15 protein-coding genes and 1 pseudogene are annotated in these 19,914 nt (G+C 61.1%); 9 read left to right on the forward strand and 7 right to left on the reverse strand.

Features of this window, described 5'->3' with window-relative positions; genetic code table 11:
- The first annotated feature begins 1 nt into the window (after nucleotide 1).
- From dpdH to A3ES_RS0120870, 5 genes are read left to right on the forward strand one after another with little or no spacing between them, the layout of a single operon-like run.
- Nucleotides 2–3,019 (forward strand): protein DpdH, encoded by a 3,018-nt coding sequence (gene dpdH, locus A3ES_RS0120850; protein ID WP_020388783.1) that lies wholly within the window; start codon nucleotides 2–4, stop codon nucleotides 3,017–3,019.
- A complete protein-coding gene (locus A3ES_RS0120855; RefSeq protein WP_020388784.1) occupies nucleotides 3,016–3,702 on the forward strand; it encodes a hypothetical protein in 687 nt (228 codons plus the stop codon). Before dpdH ends, A3ES_RS0120855 begins: the two co-directional genes overlap by 4 nt.
- Entirely contained in the window at nucleotides 3,699–8,087 is a 4,389-nt protein-coding gene (gene dpdJ / locus A3ES_RS0120860; RefSeq protein WP_020388785.1) for a protein DpdJ, read from the forward strand. Before A3ES_RS0120855 ends, dpdJ begins: the two co-directional genes overlap by 4 nt.
- Complete coding sequence (gene dpdK / locus A3ES_RS0120865; protein WP_020388786.1) at nucleotides 8,084–8,602, forward strand: phospholipase D-like domain-containing protein DpdK; 519 nt, start codon at nucleotides 8,084–8,086, stop codon at nucleotides 8,600–8,602. Before dpdJ ends, dpdK begins: the two co-directional genes overlap by 4 nt.
- On the forward strand, nucleotides 8,599–10,560 hold the full coding sequence (locus A3ES_RS0120870) for a hypothetical protein (RefSeq protein WP_020388787.1): 1,962 nt from the start codon (nucleotides 8,599–8,601) through the stop codon (nucleotides 10,558–10,560). Before dpdK ends, A3ES_RS0120870 begins: the two co-directional genes overlap by 4 nt.
- 179 nt (nucleotides 10,561–10,739) lie before the next feature.
- Here A3ES_RS0120870 and A3ES_RS0120875 read toward each other — a convergent pair whose 3' ends face one another.
- The 4 genes from A3ES_RS0120875 to queC are packed head-to-tail and all read right to left on the reverse strand — an operon-like array spanning nucleotide 10,740 to nucleotide 13,212.
- The gene (locus A3ES_RS0120875; protein ID WP_020388788.1) at nucleotides 10,740–11,510 is read right to left on the reverse strand and encodes a GTP cyclohydrolase I FolE2; all 771 of its coding nucleotides are present in this window, start codon (nucleotides 11,508–11,510) and stop codon (nucleotides 10,740–10,742) included.
- Entirely contained in the window at nucleotides 11,503–11,871 is a 369-nt protein-coding gene (gene queD, locus A3ES_RS0120880) for a 6-carboxytetrahydropterin synthase QueD (RefSeq protein WP_020388789.1), read from the reverse strand. The genes A3ES_RS0120875 and queD overlap by 8 nt, the downstream gene beginning before the upstream one ends.
- Entirely contained in the window at nucleotides 11,868–12,503 is a 636-nt protein-coding gene (gene queE, locus A3ES_RS0120885; RefSeq protein ID WP_020388790.1) for a 7-carboxy-7-deazaguanine synthase, read from the reverse strand. The genes queD and queE overlap by 4 nt, the downstream gene beginning before the upstream one ends.
- 1 nt (nucleotide 12,504) lies before the next feature.
- Nucleotides 12,505–13,212 carry a 7-cyano-7-deazaguanine synthase QueC gene (gene queC / locus A3ES_RS0120890; RefSeq protein WP_202806552.1) on the reverse strand — a complete coding sequence of 236 codons (708 nt, stop codon included), beginning with the start codon at nucleotides 13,210–13,212 and terminating at the stop codon, nucleotides 12,505–12,507.
- A gap of 983 nt (nucleotides 13,213–14,195) precedes the next feature.
- Here queC and dbpB (A3ES_RS0120895) point away from each other — a divergent pair.
- From dbpB (A3ES_RS0120895) to dbpB (A3ES_RS52700), 3 genes are read left to right on the forward strand one after another with little or no spacing between them, the layout of a single operon-like run.
- Complete coding sequence (gene dbpB, locus A3ES_RS0120895) at nucleotides 14,196–15,329, forward strand: DGQHR domain-containing protein DpdB (RefSeq protein WP_026163062.1); 1,134 nt, start codon at nucleotides 14,196–14,198, stop codon at nucleotides 15,327–15,329.
- Entirely contained in the window at nucleotides 15,326–16,564 is a 1,239-nt protein-coding gene (gene dpdA / locus A3ES_RS52695) for a tRNA-guanine transglycosylase DpdA (RefSeq protein ID WP_083933571.1), read from the forward strand. The genes dbpB (A3ES_RS0120895) and dpdA overlap by 4 nt, the downstream gene beginning before the upstream one ends.
- Complete coding sequence (gene dbpB, locus A3ES_RS52700) at nucleotides 16,557–17,666, forward strand: DGQHR domain-containing protein DpdB (protein WP_083933573.1); 1,110 nt, start codon at nucleotides 16,557–16,559, stop codon at nucleotides 17,664–17,666. Before dpdA ends, dbpB (A3ES_RS52700) begins: the two co-directional genes overlap by 8 nt.
- A gap of 206 nt (nucleotides 17,667–17,872) precedes the next feature.
- Here the strand turns inward: dbpB (A3ES_RS52700) and A3ES_RS57125 are convergent.
- Both A3ES_RS57125 and A3ES_RS57130 read right to left on the reverse strand, forming a co-directional pair.
- Nucleotides 17,873–18,864: pseudogene (locus A3ES_RS57125) on the reverse strand (IS630 family transposase).
- Nucleotides 18,865–18,981: 117 nt separating this feature from the next.
- Complete coding sequence (locus tag A3ES_RS57130; RefSeq protein ID WP_083933575.1) at nucleotides 18,982–19,392, reverse strand: creatininase family protein; 411 nt, start codon at nucleotides 19,390–19,392, stop codon at nucleotides 18,982–18,984.
- Between A3ES_RS57130 and A3ES_RS54145 the strand changes: the two genes are divergently transcribed.
- The gene (locus tag A3ES_RS54145; RefSeq protein WP_157630651.1) at nucleotides 19,372–19,533 is read left to right on the forward strand and encodes a hypothetical protein; all 162 of its coding nucleotides are present in this window, start codon (nucleotides 19,372–19,374) and stop codon (nucleotides 19,531–19,533) included. The genes A3ES_RS57130 and A3ES_RS54145 overlap by 21 nt on opposite strands.
- Before the next feature lie 132 nt (nucleotides 19,534–19,665).
- On the opposite strand, the gene A3ES_RS0120925 is transcribed toward A3ES_RS54145, so the two are convergent.
- On the reverse strand, nucleotides 19,666–19,914 hold a 249-nt coding region (locus tag A3ES_RS0120925), incomplete at its 5' end, for an integrase core domain-containing protein (RefSeq protein ID WP_020388797.1).

A 19,914-nucleotide genomic window follows, 5' to 3' on the forward strand; every position in this document is an offset into this window, starting at 1 on the left:
GATGACCACCCAGATCAACTTCGTCTGCTGGACGAGCGCGGACGTCACTGCGACGATCCCGACGGAGGCTGCAACACCCTCGGCGGAGGTCTTGCTCGCCACCCACGCCCCGCTCCGCATCACGCGGCGAGGCGCGATGGGCGGGCACGCCGAAACGGAGATCGTCGATGAGCAGCAGGTGCTGAACGAATTCCTCACCAACGAACCGACGAACGGTGTCCTGGTCGCGCCGGTGCTCGGCGAATCGGGAACAGGTAAGTCCCACCTGGTCCGGTGGGTTGAAGCGAAACTCGACGCGGACGCACCGGGCCGCCGAATCATCTACCTCCGCAAGACCGACACGAACTTGAAGCACGTCGTCGAGCAACTTCTAGTCGGCCAAAAAGGGCCTAAGTTCGAGGAGATCCGCACAAAGCTGGATTCGCTGGGAAGCGGCATCACTCAGGAGACGATGGAAGGAAGGATCCTTGACTCACTCGCGGAGGCTCTTGAGCAGCACGAAACCTCCGGACCTGCCAAGGCATTGGTCGGTCCGAACGGGCTGGCAGTGTTCTTCCACGATCCGCTGTTCCGCAAACACCTGCGTCGCGATGGATCCTTCGTGCAACGGCGGGCGCAGCACGCCTTGTATGGGCGTAACGCTGATGAGCCGGATATCCCACTGGAGTTCACTGCCGATCAGTTGCCGCTGGATATCGTCGACTTTGCTAATATCGCGGACGCCGCAGCGGCGACGCGAAAGATCTTCACCCGACTGACAGCCAACCCACAATTGCAGGCTGACGCCGTCGCGATGATCAATGACCTGCTGCACGTGGCGATCACACGCGCGGTGGGCTTGAGCGTCGGTGACGTGGCGCAGGCGTTTCTCCAGATGCGCGCGAACCTAGTCGATGACGAGATCATCCTGCTCATCGAGGACGTCGCGCTCATCCAAGGTGTTCGGCGCGACCTGCTCGATGCAATCGTCGAGCCCGGCGTCGACAAAGGCGTCCGGAAGTACGCCACTATACGAACGATGATGGCGGTCACAACGGGTTACTACAACGAAATCTTGCCCGAAACCTTCCGATACCGAGCTGACGCGACGGGTCCGCGCTTCATCATTGATCTCGACCTGGCGAGCGAAGCGGCAGACGAGGGACTGTTCGTCGACTTCGTTGGTCGATACCTGAATGCTGCGCGCGTCGGCAGGGACAAGTTGGAGAACGCGGCGCCCCAGGTGCTGAACGCATGCGCGAAATGTGACTTCCGCCCGGCCTGTCACGAGAACTTTGGTGAGTCGAGCGACGGCTACGGTCTTTACCCCTACAACAGACCGGCCATCATGCGTGCGATCAAGACACTCGCAGACCGCACTGACAACACCAGAACATTCAACCCACGCCGCGTTCTCGCGAGGGCCGTACGAGACACGCTCGGTGACAACCAGTCCCTGATTACCTCGGGGCAGTTCCCGCCATCAGACTTCTTGACCGGGCCGGGCCAGGCGGGCCTACCGGCCCTGTCCATGGGCGTTCGGGCCCGTATCGAGGAACTGTACGGCGAGGCTGACTCGGGTCGGCTGCAGACGTTGCTTACGTTCTGGGGCGACTCTGGGCGCACTCCGATCTTGCCTGGTGTCCTGACCGCCTTCTCACACGATCCGATTCCAGCTTTCGTCGATGATGAACGGGGCCCCGATCCGGCTCCTGGGCCAGATCCCCAAACGCTGCCGCCCGCAGTGGTTGCGAAACTCGACTCCATTGAGAAGTGGTCGACCGGGAGCGCGAACCTGGCTCCCGCTTTAGCGGGCGAGTTGCGTGGCACGGTCCGCGAAGCCCTTCTAGCTCGGCTGGACTGGTTCGATCCCGTGATCAAGGATCCAGACAGTGGAGCGCTGAAGAAGGCCCTCCCGAACAATGCGGCAGGTGTCTCGATCGAAGGTGCCACCGAGAACATCCAGAACACGAACCCGGTGATCGTCGTCCCACGCAACGCACGAATGGGACAGATGTTCTCTGGCCTGGTGCTGCTCAATGCCAGATTCCCCGAGCGTGCCGGCGAGGCACTGCCGCGCTTAGACGCACTGGTGGCGCCGGCAGTGGATGAGTTGCGCCAGCGGATCGTAGGGGTTCTGGAGATCGACGATGCTTCGCTCATTGAAGCCGCGGCGTCGTTGCTGTCCGGCGCGGCCTACTGCGGCAGGGTGCCGAGCGCTCCCAAGGACGTCGACCTGCTCAATGCGCTCCTCTGGTCCGACACGAGCCATGTCAGGGCCGACGCTGCAGTTCGTCGCCCAGACTGGATGGCCGCCTACTCGAACTACGTAAATGCTCGGGTCGCTGTCGTGGAACGGTTCCTCGCCGGGAGCGGGGCCGCTCAGGGTATCAACGGCGGTGTGCATGTCCTGGACGTGAATCGTCTAGTGCCCTTGGCCCAGGTGGCCTGGAAGAAGGCGAAAGCGGGGGGGACCCCAATTCTGCCGGCCTGGTGTAAGAGCTTTGATCTGCAGGCGAACGCACTCAGACGCGCTGCCGTTCCGCAGATCGCACATTGGCAAGGGCTCGTCGACAGGGTGCGCGTGCATATGCCCCACGGGGTGAGTTACGTCGAGACAGTGGATGCCATCATCGAGGCCACCAATGCCGGAGGCGACCTCGGACTGGTGAAGGTAAACAACCTCACCCAGGTTCCCGGGATCAACGCTGCTGCTCGCGAACTCGACGCGTCCTCGATTGTTTCGGTGGAGAGACTGCTGGCCGCCATCGAGAGCGCGGAAGGCGAAGCGCGGTTAGCCTTGGTCGGCAACGAAGTTGGCGCGGATCTGGACCGAATCGTCGAGTTCCTAGAGTCGTCAGCCGAATGGGTGACTGCGGGGTTGGCGCAAGCGGAGACTGAGGGCGACGCCGCAACAGACCTCGACGCTAGTCTGGCGGACGCTGTTGCTACATGGTTCGAGATCGTAAACGAGTTCAAAGACGATTGTAGCGAGTCGCCGAAGTCCAACGGTTCGGACCAGGATGAGGAGGTGCAGTGACCATGGCGGAGGCGAAAGGTCTGCTCCACAACGCGAAGCGACTGACTACTAAAGCCCGCGTCAAGCGGGACAACGCAGCCGGTGTACAGGCCGATGCTCAGTTCTACACGGCGCTTAACAAGCTCACCTCGCAGTTCCCGGGACTGAGGGCGCACCTGTTGAACCGCGCGGCGCTGAACGCGGCGGCGATCGCAATCGAGCCAACGCCGGATGTCACTAAGTCGGTCGAACGTCTGCATAGGCAGATCGTTGAATACGGACGTCCGACTCCGCAGTTCATGAATAGTAGGTCGGCTGACCTCGCGGGCCTTATTAAGGCGTTGCAGGCACTTAACGACAAGGCCTGGAACGGCTGGTCAAGCGCGCAAGTCAGTGCGATCAGCGTGGACCCGAACCTGCTTCAGAGGCCTCGCGGTCAGGTGGTCCAAGACAAGATAACTGGCCTCGAGCAGCTATCGACTAGGCAGTTCAACACCGCCGACTTCACATTCTTCAAGCTCGGTGTCGACCAGGTGCGTGACCTGATCAGTGAACTCCGGGACCCGACGCGCACAGAAGAGGTATTCGCCCGGATCGAGGCTCGTAGCGGCAGTATGACCTTCGCCGACCTTGCCGATGAGGAGATTGATTTGCTTCGCAGTTCGCCCGAGTTCGGCTGCCGGGTAAGGCTGATCGTCCAGTGAGCGGCGACCGGTGGGCGGGGCTTCCTGAACTGCTCTCCCGCCTCGAAGACCTCGAACTGCACCTTCTCTCCTGGGGCGTCGTCGACGGTCATCTCAGCCGTGACGATGTTGATCGTGCGATCGACGCGCAGTTGAATGCGGACGTGAAGCGTATCCCCGAGGTGGTTGTGCCGACTCCCGATGAGTACAGGGAATACTTGGTCGCGCGGGGCCTCCTACACGAACTCCCCGGCACAGATAGCTACCGGACGAGGCTGGCAGAAACCCTTCGATTGCTTCGCACGCTGCGGCAATTGCTTCCACCCAGAGATGAGTCGCAAACAGGGTGGTGGCGGCACTACAACACGCTTGTCTCCGACTACCGACTGCGTGTGTCGCCACGCCGCTATCCGGCTCGCTGTATCCCGGCTGAGCAGGTCGTACAGGAACTCAGTGTGCTTGGTTCCTGGACAGCGGCCAAGGCGGACTTGGTGCGCAGGATGATCGGCGAGGATCAACTCGCCAGGTTCCAGGTAGACGCAACCCGGAGCATTCTCAGGTCGCTAGCGGACCCGCAACCGGCGGCAACGATCGTGACCGCCGGAACGGGCTCCGGTAAGACCAGATCCTTCTACCTGCCTGCCCTGATCGATATCGCCGACAGATTGAACGAGAAGCGAGTCGGGCCGCACACGCTCGCGCTCTACCCACGCAACGAACTCCTGCGCGACCAGGCGCGCGAAGCGGCACGAGTTATCGAAGCAATCGGCCCCCTTGCAGGCGGAGGATCCCGACCGGCTCGGATCGCGATGTTGTACGGCAGCACACCGACTGAGACGGAACTCAACGGCACCAAGGACGTCAAGCGCTGGCGACGGGTGGGGGCAGCTTGGGAAACGCCGTATTTCCCTTGTCTGGACGACGATTGCATGAGCGCGCTTGTTTGGACGGACGTCGATCGTGCTAACAAGGTCGAGCGGTTGACCTGCCCGAATTGCGGCGCTATCACTCAGGCTGGCGTTATTGCGATGACGCGTGAATCGATCAAGGAATCCCCGCCGGACATCCTGTTCAGTTCAACCGAGATGCTCAGTAAGCAGTCCACGAATGCTGCATTGGGTCCGGTCCTCGGCTGGCGGGGCGCGACCGGGACCAGACTGGTGTTGCTGGATGAGGTACACACCTATACCGGGACGGCTGGCGCCCAGGTCGCGCTCATGCTTCGACGCTGGCGGCACGCCAACCGGCGGAAGGGAACACCGAGCCCCGTCTTCGTTGGTTTATCCGCGACGCTGCGCGGCGCTGGGGACTTCATGTCCACTCTGACCGGTGTCGATCGCGCCCAGGTGGAGGCCATCGCTCCCGCGAGCACTGACATGCTGCCGATCAGTCGCGAATATGGCCTGGTGCTGCGCGGCGATCCCGTGTCGGGTGCGTCGCTGTTGTCGACCACGATCCAGACCACGATGCTGATCTCGCGGATCCTGGATAACCAACCGGGAATCTTTGGTTCGGTCAGCTTTGCATTCACCGACGACCTCGACGTGATCAATCGCCTGCACGACAACCTCCGTGATGCGGAAGGCCACGACCCCTACGGCATGGCCCGCGGTCGTGTGCTGGCCGATCTGCGTTCCCCGACTAACGACCAGGCTGGCGCACGCTATCCGGAGGGACAATCCTGGGACCTGCCGCAGAAACTCGACCGGATGGGTCGGCAGATGCGAATCGCACGCACCAGTTCCCAGGACACGGGCGTGGATGCTGCGGCTGACGTCATCGTCGCGACATCCTCTCTGGAGGTCGGGTTCAACGACCCCCGCGTCGGTGCGGTGATCCAGCACAAGTCTCCCCGGGACATGGCCTCGTTCCTGCAGCGCCGTGGCCGCGCTGGCCGCAAGTTGGCAATGCGACCGATCACAGCGGTCGTGCTGTCCGACTATGGTCGTGACCGCATCACATATCAGTCGTACGAGCGGTTGCTCGATCCAGAGATCTCGGCTCGTTCGCTCCCCGTTGGCAACCGGTTCGTCCTGAAGATCCAGTCCGCCCATGCACTGCTCGATTGGGTCTTTCGGCGCACCGGAGTGAACGCTCGCTGGGTGCTCACCTCGCCCGGTGAGCCATGGCAGCCGCGGCCGCGAACGGGCGAAGTAGTGGACCTGTTCGTTCGTCTTCTGGGTGACACCGACCTGCAGCGCGAGCTAAGCATGCACTTGCGATGGGCCTTGCAGATCTCCGAGGATCAGGCCAGTGCCGTTCTCTGGGAAGAGCCACGCTCGCTCATGCTGTCAGTGGTACCGACAGCCTTGAGACGCTTGGAGTCGAAGTGGAAACCGCTCGATGGCCCCGACCCCGGTGCCGAGAGTGGTGACCCGTTGCCCGAGTTCATGACCGGAGCCATGTTCGGCGCGCTCAATACCCCTGACGTGACGTTCTTCCTTCCTTTCGAGAAGAGTGAACTTCAGACGATGCCTATCGCGCAGGCACTGAGGGAGGCCGTCCCGGGCCGAGTGAGTCGCCGCTACGGGCACGCTCGGTCGGATCACGCCACTTGGCTCCCGGTGCCGGAGGACGGCTACGAACTCGCATTGAGTGACATCGTCGCCCGGGGTCATAACCTAGGGATATGGACGGTCGGTGACGAGGAATACACGGTCGTACGCCCGCTCGCACTGCGATTGATGAAGCCGCGGAAGGGGGTCGCTGCATCCTCGCAGGCATACCCGGTCTGGCGCTCCACATTTGATTACCACCCTGCAACCTTGTTCGAAGTGGATGTACCGCACCCCTCGGTTTGGTCTAAGTTCATCGACCGGGCTGGGTTCACCCTGCATGTCACAGGCGGTCCGATGCGAGTGCGTCGGCTCTCAATTGGTTCTGAAGGCGAACTGCTTATCAATGAGAACGCTCGATCCGAGCGCCGTCCGGTTTCTGTCAGATACGCCCATGCCGGATCGCCGGCAGCACTCGGCTACGAACTCGACGTGGATGCCCTCGTCGTCACCGGCGACCTCGCTCAGGTTGGGGCCAACCTCGGTAGGTTCGCTTTGACCTCGGCATGGCGAACGGCCGCGTTCCGTCAGTCGGTGTTGGAGGACCCGCGCCTTGACGGTGTCGCCAATTCCTTCCAGAGGTCCTGGTTGGTTGAGGTGTACAAGCACGCGCACGTGACGTACGGATTGGGCGGCGGCGATATCACCGGCGCGCCGGCGGCGCTCGCTGGCGGTCAATGGGCGCACGACATGTCGGCGTTCTTCGCTGCGTCCTACCGAGCCGAGCAGGGTGACATCGAGGACAGCCGACTCCTGCAGACCTTGCGGGAACTCGTAGCCCAGCCAATGGTCGGAACAGTGATCGAGGAGCACGGCCGACTGCTGATTCACCCGGACCCGGCCAGTTTGACGTCAGCCCTGCTCGATCGCGTGTTTGTGGACACTCTTGGCTGCGCCCTGCTGACCGCGGTCCAAGAATGTGTGCCGGACTCCCAGGAGAACGACCTGGTCGTCGACATTGAACTCGACGCCACCACCCGCAAGTTCAAGATCTACATCACCGAGACGTCGATCGGCGGACTCGGACTCCTCGAAGCATTGCACCGAGACTATGCGCAGGATCCACGGGTGTTCTGGGACGCCGTCGGCCGTGCATGTTCACCGACCGAGTCCGAAGAGGTCGACAGTGCGATGCATTCAATGCTGACCGATCTGGCGGGCCCTGAGTCTCAGTTTGGCCCGGCGGTGACGGCTTTCCGCGATGCCACTGATGTTGCGGGCATGGATGCTTCTCTAGACACTCTCGTCAAACAGTGGAGCGAGGCGAATGGTCCGCCCTCACACCTGCTCGTATCCAGTTTCGCGGCCCGCCTACTTCGGCCGGGCGCCAACAAAGTGATCGACCAGATCATCGCGAAGTTGGCGTCGAGTTGGGTGGAGGCGGAGGAACGTCTCGGAGTCGAGATCGATGCCCGAGCCTTGGTTTACCAAGCCACTACTGGGCGGCTCGGATTCGAACTCGCGCCGCTTACCCCCGACATGGCGTTCTCGATGCTCTGGTTGCGGGGTGCACCCGCGCGAGCGCACCGATTGGAGCATTGGCACGCGTTCCGCAGCGACGTGCTGGTGGACCGACTGATTATGTCCGGAATACTCGACGAAGGCCTTACTGTCGTCGACGTGACGAAGGCTGGGTGGCGCGAAGAGTACGTCGCTGCAGTTGAGCGAGACGGACGCGCTGTACTGGAAGCACCTTACGGTGAGCCCGAAAGCATCGCTGCGGCATTGCGCGAAGTGTCGGTGACACCGATCGATCGCAACGGTCTTAGAGTCTTCGGCCGAGTTACCGCCGTGAACCAGAGCCGAGGAACCTTCCGGGGCTCGATCTCGCTGGCGGAGACCCTGCAGTGACTGGCTCCCGCAATGTGCGCACAAGACCGCGTAACGGCCTCGCGATCACTGACCTGCTGACCTCTACGCTCTTGTCGGAGCTCTGCTGTCCGAGCGACGAGTTGTGGATCGTAAGCGGCTGGATCACCGACATCCCGATTCTGGAGAACAAGCACAGGCAGTACGACGCCGTCCTCGAAAGTGTGGCTCGTTCCAGTCTGTCGCTCACGGAAGTGCTCGCCGAACTTGCTGCCCGAGGCGCACATCTCCACGTTGCGTTGCGCTCCGTCGACCACAACACCCGTTTTCGGAACCGCTTGCAGGACCGCGTCCGGCCGGACCGCTTGAGCCTGTACGAGAGTGCCGATGTCCACGAGAAGATCATGGTTGGCAACGACTGGGTGATGAAAGGATCAATGAATTTCACCTGGAATGGAGTCCAGCAGAACGAGGAGAGTATCGACTTCTCCGTAGGCAAGGCCGCAGCATCGTTCGAACGTCTCGAACTTCGCACCCGTTGGATCGAGGCCGGATGATCACAGCGGACGAGTTCCTCCTCCGCTTTTTCGGCGAGGGTAACAGTATCTGGCCAGGCATGGACCAGAACAGTCCCGTCGCGCAGACGATGGCTCCGTTCCTGCAGGCCCTCGCTTACCCAGGGGAATGCCCCGTGATCCTGCCTCGGCGCCGACTCATCAGCCTGCCGAGCGAGATTTACGTGATCGGTAGGGACACCGCGCACGCCGGTCGCATCCGCGAATTGCTTGAGGCGAGCGTGGCCCATCACTGGGTCGCCTTCGATGGACGCGTTGCCGTTTTCGACCCGACCGATGCGCTGGACAAGGCGGTGCTTGACTTCCGCGGCCCCGGCACCACGTTTGTCTTGAAGCCGAAGAGTCACGACGCGGCCGCGGCCACGATACGGGCGCTCCGCCGATTGGTCCACGCGTTAGCCGGCCGGCCGCTGCGAACGCCCACCGCCGTTCGGCCAGTCGGTCGGATGCTCAGTGAGTTTGAGGTCGCGCTGTCGTCAGGCGCGACGGACGCTTCGGCAACACTGCTTAACGAGATCGAGAGCGTTGGCGGGATCTCACACGAGAACGTCGCCTTCCTCCGAGTCCGGCGCCTCTCCCGATTGGGTCGCGAGGCGGACCTTTTGGCCGACGGATCCCTGTCGGCCCTGGTTTATACTGAACCGCCGTATCTGATCCGGGAGGCTGTGCTCGGGGCCTGGGCGCGCACGAAGATCCTGCCTTTGCTCGCGCATGAGGGAGCGGAGGCCGCGCTCGCCGCGATCGCGGATGGCGACGCCGACATCGCCATGCTCGTCGACGACGCGATGCGGCGCACGACCGACTCCGACGTTGCTGCGGTCTGTGCGATCGTCGCGAAAGCCCGAGGTGACCAGGGGTTGCTGGCGAGCTTCGCTGATGGTCAGACGCTCACAGAGCCGCTGGTAGCCAGATCGACTTCGCGACCGCATCCCGGATCGATCGCCGGCGGGCTAGCTCGGGATGACCTCTCGCAGCGTGGGCCTGTCACTGAGCCAACAGTCACAGTTGGGCCGACGTCGTGGCTCGAGTGGGTCACAGCACTCGCAGGGGGCGCAGACATCTCGCTGGACGTTGAAACGGCGGATACTTGGAGCCCGGCATGGACAGTCGACAAGCAACTCGCCCATGCGATGGACGACCTGGCGGACCTCGCTGAGAACAACTTGCTCACTGGTACTGCGGCGCTGCTCGAGACGGACGACTTAGAGCACGCAGCGCCCGAGACCGCGGCAGCTCTGATCAATCGCTATCTCTTGTCAGAGCGGTTCGATCCGGCTGATCTCACCGCCCTGTGCGCCCTCCTGCAGATCTTCATTCGAAGCAGTCCATCGCATGCGCGCTACGACCAACTATTGGGCGACATCCGGGAGTACGCAAGGCAGTGGGTCTCCATCTCAACCGCTGTGAAGGTCCTTGATATCGCTGACGCGGTCGCATGTGGACCGCATGGCGAGCAGCGCGATAGCTTCGTGTCGGCTCTTCTGGGTCCATTGAACGCACAGAAGTCCCGACTTTCGGCGACGCTACGTGGTCTCGCGGCCGCTATCGCGGACGAACTGTCGCTTGGCCTCGACTGGACCGTCGCCGACGCCCACGGCGAGTTGCAAGCAGTCGCAGATTCCGCAGCACACCTCGACCCACGCGTGCTCATCTACAGCCTGGACCCCGGAACCTTGGTGCGTGCCAAGGCAGCGATCAACCGGCACTGGCCCAAGGCGTTCGTTGAGACATCCTCAAACAAGGTTGGTAGTCCGGATCTCAGGCAGCATGCTCGCAATGCTGATGTTATTGTTCTCGCTACCCGCAGGGCGACTCACGCGGCGACCGGTTTCATTACCATCAATGCCAGCCCAACTGCTCTGATTGGGTACGCTGACGGATCTGGATCCGCTTCCATGTTGCGCGCACTCGAGTCCACGATCGGCGAATGGTCGCCATGATTGTCGACGCAGTGAGCGAAGGCAAGTGACTGGCTAGCAACTCCACATCGTTGAGGGTTTGGATGACGTTTGCGACAGCGCCGTCGCTTACCCTGAGTAGGGAGTATTATCCGCTTGAGTGCGGCGCCTACGTACGCCGCTGCCATTGACGTCGATAGGTAATTGCGTTGCGTGGCGCATTATCTACGATCGATCAATGCAACTGCGTCGTGACTGTGTATACTCTCCAAATTTCGCACATCAACGCGATGTCGGACTTGGAGTTTATGGCAGGCGATGGACAGATCCCTGACCATATCCTCTACGAATACCGGATGGTCGAACGCCTCCATCGTGATGTACCGCTCGTCGGAGCGCTTTACTAGCGGATACACGGGAGCCGATCCTGTTGACCGAATCAACTCGACCGCTTCCGTTGCTGAGATCGGATACGGCGTGTCTGCCGTACCTACCGTCATCAGGCTCACCTTGCTTCGCTGGTTATGCGCACCATAGTCCGAAATAGCCTTCGAACACGGGCATAGACTGGTTACTTCCGACGTCACCGTCGACTGGACTTCTACCGCGCCCTCACTGAGGTCGGCCTCAAGCCGCAGGCCGTGCACCTGATAGGCGGAATGTCCGGTGACCGGCGCTGCCACTTCGGTGGCGAACTGGATTTCGGCGCGGATTCTTACCGCATGTACCTCGAGGACATCTGCGGCGGCCTTAAGAACGATCGGTAGCCTGCGCGGATCAAGTTCTGTCAAGTGATCGTGGATGAGTTCGACCATCCTGCTCATGTGCGTTCCGCGCTTGACCGAAGATAGCGCCACCGTGATATCGAAGTCAGCGATTCCGGCCTCTGTCAACTGACCGTCTACCAGCGCGACGGGATATTTCACGCCAGCGATGCCTACTTGGTCGATCGATACGCCGCGTCCGTCGGTCTCATTCTGGATATCACGCAAGGTCGACTCCTCTGTAACGGCAACCCGACGTACAGGTCTCCCGGACGACGACTTCTATAAGCCCGCTGAGCGTCAACTGGAGACGGTCCCAGATCCAGCGGGCAAGGTTCTCACTCGTGGGGTTCTCGAGCCCCTCAACCTCATTTAGGTATCGGTGGTCCAGTTGGTCATCGAGGGGCTTGAAGGCAGACTTGACATCACCAAAGTCCATTACCCAGCCAAGGTTCGGATCGACGGGGCCGGCGACCGATATCACCACCTTGTATGAGTGTCCGTGTAGCCTTGAACACTTGTGTCCCTCTGGGACATTCGGCAGTCGGTGCGCGGCCTCGAAGGTGAACTCTCGGAAAATCTCGGTCACGGAATCCCCAGATACTTGTGGGTCTGCAGGCTCAGTTGCCAGCGCGGATGCTTAAGGCAATATTCAACGGTCGCCGCCGTGTTCTGCGGTCGCTCAGGGCTATCCATCGGCTGAAGCCGGAATGACTCAAAGTCCAGATGCTCGAACTGCGCTGGGTCTCCGCCGATCTGCGGGTATACGAGCTTCAGTTCGTTGCCCCTGGTTACAACTAGATCAGCACCGATCTTTGGGCTCACGCAAAGCCAGTCAAGGCCAATCGGCGGGACCTGTGTGCCGTTGGTCTCAACGGCGATATAGAAGCCCCGTTCATGGAGTGCGGACACTGCGGCGACGTCCAACTGCAGGAGCGGTTCGCCACCGGTGCAGACCACCATGCGCTGATCGTGCGCGCCATGCGGCCATGCGGCCTCGACGGCTTGCGCCAAGTCGTTCGCGGTGGAGAACTTGCCCCCACCGGGGCCGTCGGTTCCGACGAAGTCGGTGTCGCAGAAACTGCAGATCGCCCGTGCGCGGTCCTTCTCGTGCCCGGTCCAGAGATTGCAGGAGGCGAAACGGCAGAACACGGCCGGCCTGCCCGCATGTGCGCCTTCCCCTTGCAGGGTGTAGAAGATTTCCTTGACTTTGTAAGACACGTCAGCTCGCCTGATACACCAGGGGGTCTTCGCTGCCCGCCTCGGCAAACCCCTTCAGCCGCAGAAGGCAGGAGTCGCAGTGGCCGCAGGGGCGTCCGCTGCTGTCCGGGTCGTAGCACGAAGACGTGATCCCGTAGTCGACGCCTAGTTTGAGGCCAAGTTCGACCGTCTGGCCCTTGGTCATCTCGATCAGGGGGGTGTGGATCTTGAGTTTCTGACCCTCGACACCTGCGCGAGTCGCTAGGTTCGCCATCGCTTCGTACGCCTCGATGTACTCAGGACGGCAGTCGGGATAGCCGGAGTAGTCAAGCGCGCTGACGCCAATGAACACGTCGCTTGCGCCGACAGTCTCGGCGTACGCAAGTGCGAACGACAAGAAGATCGTGTTGCGGGCTGGCACATACGTGAGCGGGATGGTCTCGTCGACATCATCCACGTCGTCGTGCTTTGGCACATCGATGTCGGCTGTGAGTGCCGATCCACCGAAAACCCTCAGGTCGATGTCGGCGATCACATGCCGGGCGACACCCTGCGCCTCTGCGACACGCGTTGCGGCTGCCAGTTCGACAGCGTGCCGCTGACCATACCGAAAGCTCAGCGCATAGGGCTCGAAGCCCTTCGAACGCGCGATCGCGAGCACCGTTGTGGAGTCCAGTCCACCGCTCAATAAGACTACCGCCGGACTACCCATCTTCTCCTCCACCGTCATGAGGGCCTGGTGCCCCCGCGAGCCACGTTCAGGTTACGAATAACTACACGCTACAGTAGATGCGACACACTGACAGTTTCCGATCGACGAGAGGGGCCGAGGATGCGGAAACTGACGATCGTCGTCACGTGCACGGACCGTAAATCGGCGCTGCCGACTCGGGACACTCTTGCGCGAACTCTGCCGATCGGTAGCCTTTCAGATCGCTCCGACATCTGGCGAACTCGACTGGCGGCGGCCGTAGATACGCGGCCCCTAAGTGCCCTCTACAAGGGAGAGTCATGGTCGCAACTGACCAGACTCAAAACTGTCGCTCGCTCGGCAGGCTTCACGTCGCGCCTACTCGTCGCGTCGGCCGGACTCGGCCTCCGAGACGTGACTTCGTCGGGTCCCGCGTATGGGGCAACGTTCACAAGACGCCAACCAGACTCCGTCGCTCAGACCTCAGCAGACAGCCAGAGTTGGTGGCGCGACCGAGTCAACGATCCCCACGCTCTTAGCCCCGCTCGAGAGTTACGCGGCCGAGTCCTTTTGGTCTTGTCCGCAAACTATGCCTCTGCTCTCGACGCAGACCTGACAGCCCTCGCCGGGCGCGGCAGTGACTGCTTGCTTGTCGGTGGCGTGCGTGACATTGACGGTATCCCACGTATCGCATCGGACAAGCGACTCCGAAGCCACCTCGGCGGAACAACGACGAGCCTCAACATCCGCACGGCTATCGCGTGGATGGAACGACTCGACGGATCTAACCTGCACTCTCAGCCGTTGCAGAGTGCCTGGCACAGTTGGGCATCGACCGTGCTGCAGCCAGAGCGCTACGACAGGAAACCCATGTCCGACGAACAGGTTCTGGCCTATGTCGACGAGGCTCGGATGAGTGATCCTGGGATCTCACGTACTCGCGCGCTGAGAATGCTTCGAGGGAGCAACTTCGCGTGCGAGCAACAACGCTTCGCCCAACTCTTCGCGCGCGGGGTATCGCGGTGAGGCCCGAACGCCTCGAACGTCGCGCGCTACGCATCGTGCAGAACGAAGCGGCTCCTCTCTACCTCTTCGCGCTCGCAGCCGAGGAGGTTGACTTCGTGGCCGACGTTGCTCGTATATCGCGCGACGAGGCCGGCAAGCTAATTGGCTACCAGCGTCCGGAGAAGAGGAGTCATGTGCGTCAGATACTCGAATACCTCGACTCCGGCGAAGTCCTATTCCCGAATGGCCTCATTCTCGCGCTACCAGACACCGTGAGGTTCAAGTCGAGTCGAGGGCCAACGACTACCGACGGGCTCGCGACCGCAGGCACGCTGACCATTCCACTGTCAGCAGACCCAGACGGCCCCCGGCCAGCTTGGATTGTTGATGGCCAACAACGAAGCTTGGCGCTAGCCCAAACGAAGAACACAAGACTCCCGATACCGGTGGCCGGCTTCGTCGCAGACACACTCGAACTGCAGCGCGATCAATTCCTGCGTGTGAACACCGTCTCGCCTTTGCCGGTTAACCTCGTGACTGAACTGCTCCCCGAGATCGTGAGCGCGCCGTCGTCGCGCTTATCAGCACGGAAACTTCCGTCTGCACTGGTAGACATGCTAAATCGGGACCCGGCCTCACCGTTCCACAATCTAATTAAGCGCGCGTCGGCGGACCCGGCCGCCCGCAAGCAGTTGGTGGTGACCGACAACAGCCTCGTCGAGGCGCTAAAGGAATCCGTCGAGTCCCCGTCAGGTGTTCTGTTCCCATACCGCAACATCGCTGCTGGCACGACCGACACCGAGGGCATTCGACGGGTACTCCTGGTTTACTGGACAGCCGTCCGTGATACTTTCCCCGAAGCTTGGGGCCAGCCGCCCTCGAAGTCGCGACTCATGGGCGGTGTCGGTATACGCGCGATGGGCCGCCTGATGGACCGGGTGATGGCTCACGTCGACGCGAGCGATGCGGATGCCCTCGCTCAGACCAAGATTGAACTTGCAAGAATTGCACCGCTTTGTCACTGGACTCAGGGGACCTGGCCTGAGCTACGTCTATCCTGGAATGAACTGCAGAACATGCCTCGCCATATCAGCGCCCTGTCGAACCTACTCGTTCGAAGCTACCTAAATGCTCGGAACGCTGCGCGATGAAATTCTACTTTCCCGACAGTCAGGACCTTGTGAGTCCGACGTATGATTTCGAGCGCGATGAATACTCACCATTTCGAGTGCGCCAACGGGACGATCTTTATGCGCACGAGGTACTCGAATCACCTCCCTATGACGGGATCCTCGTCAGCAAGGCAATCGTCGATGGCTCCGTCAGTGGAGCGGGAAAGTACTCCGCACCGCAACGCGCTCGTCTCTACCGTCTTGGAGTGCGAAAATTCTTCCGACTTCCTCTGGGAATTGAAACGCTGGGCGATAACGGTGCATTCAACTACATTGATGAACGTGTTCCGCCGGTGACTGTTGAGGAAGCGCTCGACTTCTATCATGAGTGCGGATTCGATGCTGGCGTGAGCGTCGATCACGTCATCTTTGGCTACGAACCTGATGCGGGTCTAGATTCTGCAAATCCAGAATGGATCGAGCGACGTTTGATCACGCTGCGACTGGCGGCTGCGTTCCTCGAGGCTGTTGAGGGCAATCGATCGAAGATTCAGCCAGTCGGAGCTGCGCAAGGGTGGAGTCCAGAAAGTTACGCCGACAGCGTGCGGCAGTTGCAGTTGATGGGATACCGCCGCATTGCCCTCGGGGGTATGGTGCCTCTGAAGACGCCGGATATTATTTCCTGCCTGGAAGCAATCACCGAGATTCGGAGCCCTGGGACGCAACTTCATCTACTCGGCATTACGCGGATCGAGTCCATGGAGGAGTTTGATCGCCTGGGGGTCACGAGTTTCGATAGCACATCTGCATTTAGGCAGTCATTTATGGACGACCGCCGAAATTATCACGCTGCTGATGATGATTACCTCGCAGTACGCGTTCCGCAGGTGGAAGGAAACAGTACCCTCAAGCGCAACATTCTTGGCGGAGTCGTGTCGCAAGCCGACGCCATCAAGGCCGAGAGGGAGTGTTTAAGGCGGCTGCGCGGGTACGACGCGGGTGCGTGCACGCTCGACTCAACTCTGGATGCGCTTGGTCAATATGAGGCCATCACGAAGAGTAAAAAGAGCTATCTCGAGGCGTATCGAAAGACTCTGAGTGATGCGCCCTGGAGAGCGTGTGGTTGCGCACTCTGTAAGAAGCACGGTATCGAAATTGCAATCTTTCGAGGAACCGAGCGAAATAAGCGCCGAGGTTTTCACAATCTTTCGGTTCTTTCAAAGAAGATGAAGAACCTCACTCTCAACCCTAGAAACGGGAGCCTGCGTGGCTGACAAGTATGAACTTCGTCTACCCGCCCTGCGGATTCAGCAGGGACAGCACTATGTCTACTGTTTCGGAGTCGACGGTAAGCGCGTACATGAATTCACTACGGTGTCTCGAGTTCGGCGCGAGGGAGAGGATCTACAGGGCTATCAGCGTCCAGAAGTTCTTAGCCACATCAACGCGATTAGAGCGTATCTCGAGTCAGACGGTGCGATGTTGCCGAATGCCATCGTCCTTGCCTTCGATGATCGGGTAAAGTTTACGGCATCGAAAGGTGGTTCCTCCGCGGGATATACCACGGTCGGTGAACTTGTAATCCCCGTTGATGAGACTTCGCCGGAGAATGACCGGCCAGCTTGGCTGGTTGATGGCCAGCAGCGTAGCGCTGCTATTCGTGATGCAGATCTCGCTGAGTTTCCGATCGCCGCAGTCGGATTTATCGCTGACGGTCAAGATCATCAACGCTCGCAGTTCATCCTCGTGAATAACACGAAGCCCCTTCCGAAGGGTTTAATCCACGAACTCCTTCCTGATACATCAGGGCATCTGCCGGCAAAATATGCGCGACGGCAACTTCCTGCCAGAATCATGGCGCGCCTGAATAACGATGTTTCAACGCAAAGGGACGCCGACAGTCCATTCCGTGGCCTAATTGCCACCCCCACGATGCCTGACGGCTATATCAAAGACAACAGTGTCCTCAAGATGATCGAGAATAGCCTATATGAAGGCGCTCTCTATCAGTACCGGGATCCGAGCGACGGGTCTGGGGATGAAGAGGCAATGCTACTTCACCTGAAGATATTCTGGGGACTTGTCAAGGCCACGTTCCCAGAGGCTTGGTCGTTGCCTCCGCGCAAGTCCCGTCTTAGTCATGGTGTCGGAATTCAATCGCTGGGGTACGTCATGGACCATCTCACGGACGGTGTGCCAGCCCATGAATTGCCGACACTTGACCTTGGCGGGCCCCTAGCGAAAGTCAAGTCCACTTGTGCGTGGACGGCAGGCATCTGGGACTTTGGTAATGGTGAATCGCGCCGCTGGAACGGGCTTCAGAATACGCCTGCCGATATCCGCCTGCTGACTAATCATTTCCTGAGGTCGATTTGACCTCGATGTTGAATGGCGATAGCGGATGCTCTCATTACTTGCGGGAGTGCTAGTTTCTACAGGTCGCTGGCCAGGACATCCTGAGCCAGGGTTTGTAGGCGCGGTATCGTCCACTGATTCGGTCGTGGGCTCGGCGGACTCGCTGGCATCGCGCCCGCGGTCAGCCCGATCAATTGCGGGCGCGGACGGTCAGTTATCTAGTACCTCTAGTGTCGCGTGTTTGAAGTTGGTTTACGGTTGATCTTGGTGAGGATGGTGTCGGCGGTTTTGGTCCAGGTGAAGGGTTTGGCGCGGTCGTTGTAGGCGTCGATGAAGTCGCGGATGGCGTCGTGGAGGTCGGCGACGGAGGTGAAGGTGCCGCGGCGGATGGCTTGGCGGGTGATGATGCCGAAGAAGATCTCTACCATGTTCAGCCACGAGCAGCTGGTCGGGGTGAAGTGCAGCGTGATCCGGGGGTTCTTGGCCAGCCAGGCCTTCACGTTGGGGTGGTTGTGGGTGGCGTAGTTGTCGCAGATGACGTGCAGTTTCACGCGCGGGTGGGCTTTCGCTACCTGTTTGAGGAAGCCGAGGAACTCGACGTTGCTGTGGCGGGGGTAGCAGGCGTCGGCGCTGATCTTGCCGGTCGCGACCTCGAGTGCTACGAACAGTGTGGTGGTGCCGTGGCGGACGTAGTCGTGGGTCTGCCGCGCTGGTCTGCCGGGTAGCAGCGGCAAGCCGAGCTGGGTGCGGTCCAGGGCTTGGATCTGGGACTTTCGTCGATCGAGACCACGACGGCGTTGGCCGGCGGGTTCAGGTAGAGGCCGACCACGTCGCGGATCTTGGGTTCGAGTTCGGGGTCGGTGGAGAACTTGAACGTCTCGATCCGGTGCGGCTGGATGTTCCACTTCCGCCAGATCCTGGCCACCGAGGCGAACGAGATCCCAAGGCGGGCGGCCAGCAGCCGCGACGACCAGTGCGTCACCCCGAGCTCGGCCGGTGGCTTCCCCTTGTCTGCCAGGGTTTCGGCGAGCACCTCGATCTCATCGATCTCCGGGGCACGTCCTGGCCGCGGCAGATCACCGAGGCCATCGATGCCTGCCTCGGCGTAATGGTTGCGCCACTTCACCACCGTCGGCCGCGACGACGAGGTCCGCTCCGCGATCTCGGTGTTGGGCACCCCGTCGGCGGCCAGCAGTACGATCCTGGCCCGCTGCACCACCCCTGCCGGCGCCGTCGACGCACGCGTCACCGCCTCCAGCCGCGCACGGTCACCGTTTCGAAGCTGCAATGCCTGGGCCACATACATGGCCCGATTCTCCCCGAACCCAAATGTAAACTAATCAACGACACGCGACACTAGGTGATCAGCGAATGAAACAGTCAGGCTGTCAAGTACGGCTCGGCCCTTCGACGCCGTCGCCAGCGAGGGTCTGCCGACGATGCCGGTGTCGGTATACGCGCGTAGCCCTGTGGTGAGGAGATGCGGCCGATGATCGGTTTGGTGGTCTGCGGTTCGGAACGAGCAACGTACCAACTCCGGGCAGGCGTGTAGCAGGATTGGCGTCTCCAATTGGCCGCCGTACATGTCGGCGCTGTTGGTGCTCTCCATGCCGGCGTGATGCCGGGCGGCGATCCAGTCGTCTCGGTGCGGGTAGCGCAGCACGCGCGGGGCTGGAGACGTTCGCTTGCTGCGCGACGTTTGCTTTGCTAGAACGTAGTTGCCGCCGTGGCCGTTGATGAGGGCCAGGTGCTGAACGACGTCGGTGCCGGCTTGCGCTCATACCGCGGCGGCGCATCCGAACTCACCGCCTTGATCACCATAGTCCGCGAGATCCCCAGCCGCTGCGCGATCCGTGCCTTCGGCACCCCTCAGCAGCCAACCTCCTGATCAGCGCCCAGTCCTCCAAAGTGATCACTCTCCAATCGTCGAGTGCTCACTTTTCACCGCCGAAAGTGTTCAGTTTTCGAGCGCCGCCGACGCCCGGGGGCCTTACCCCCGGTTCATGGACACGGTGGTGGATTACGCCGCCGACGGGAGCGTAGCGGGGTAGAGGGTTTCGTAGGTGTTCGGGGAGTGGTAGCGGCACCAGGAGTGCCGCCTGCGGGTGTTGTAGCGGGTGACCCAGCGGAACACTTCGCGGCGGCAGGTGGCCTCGTCGGGCCAGGAGTTGTGGTCTTGGAGGATCTCTCGCTTGAGGGTCGCGTTGAACGACTCGGCGAGTGCGTTGTCGGCGCTCGTGCCGACCGCACCCATGGACTGGGTCACGCC

This window comes from Kribbella catacumbae DSM 19601 (genome assembly GCF_000372465.1).
In the GTDB taxonomy this organism is placed as follows: domain Bacteria; phylum Actinomycetota; class Actinomycetes; order Propionibacteriales; family Kribbellaceae; genus Kribbella; species Kribbella catacumbae.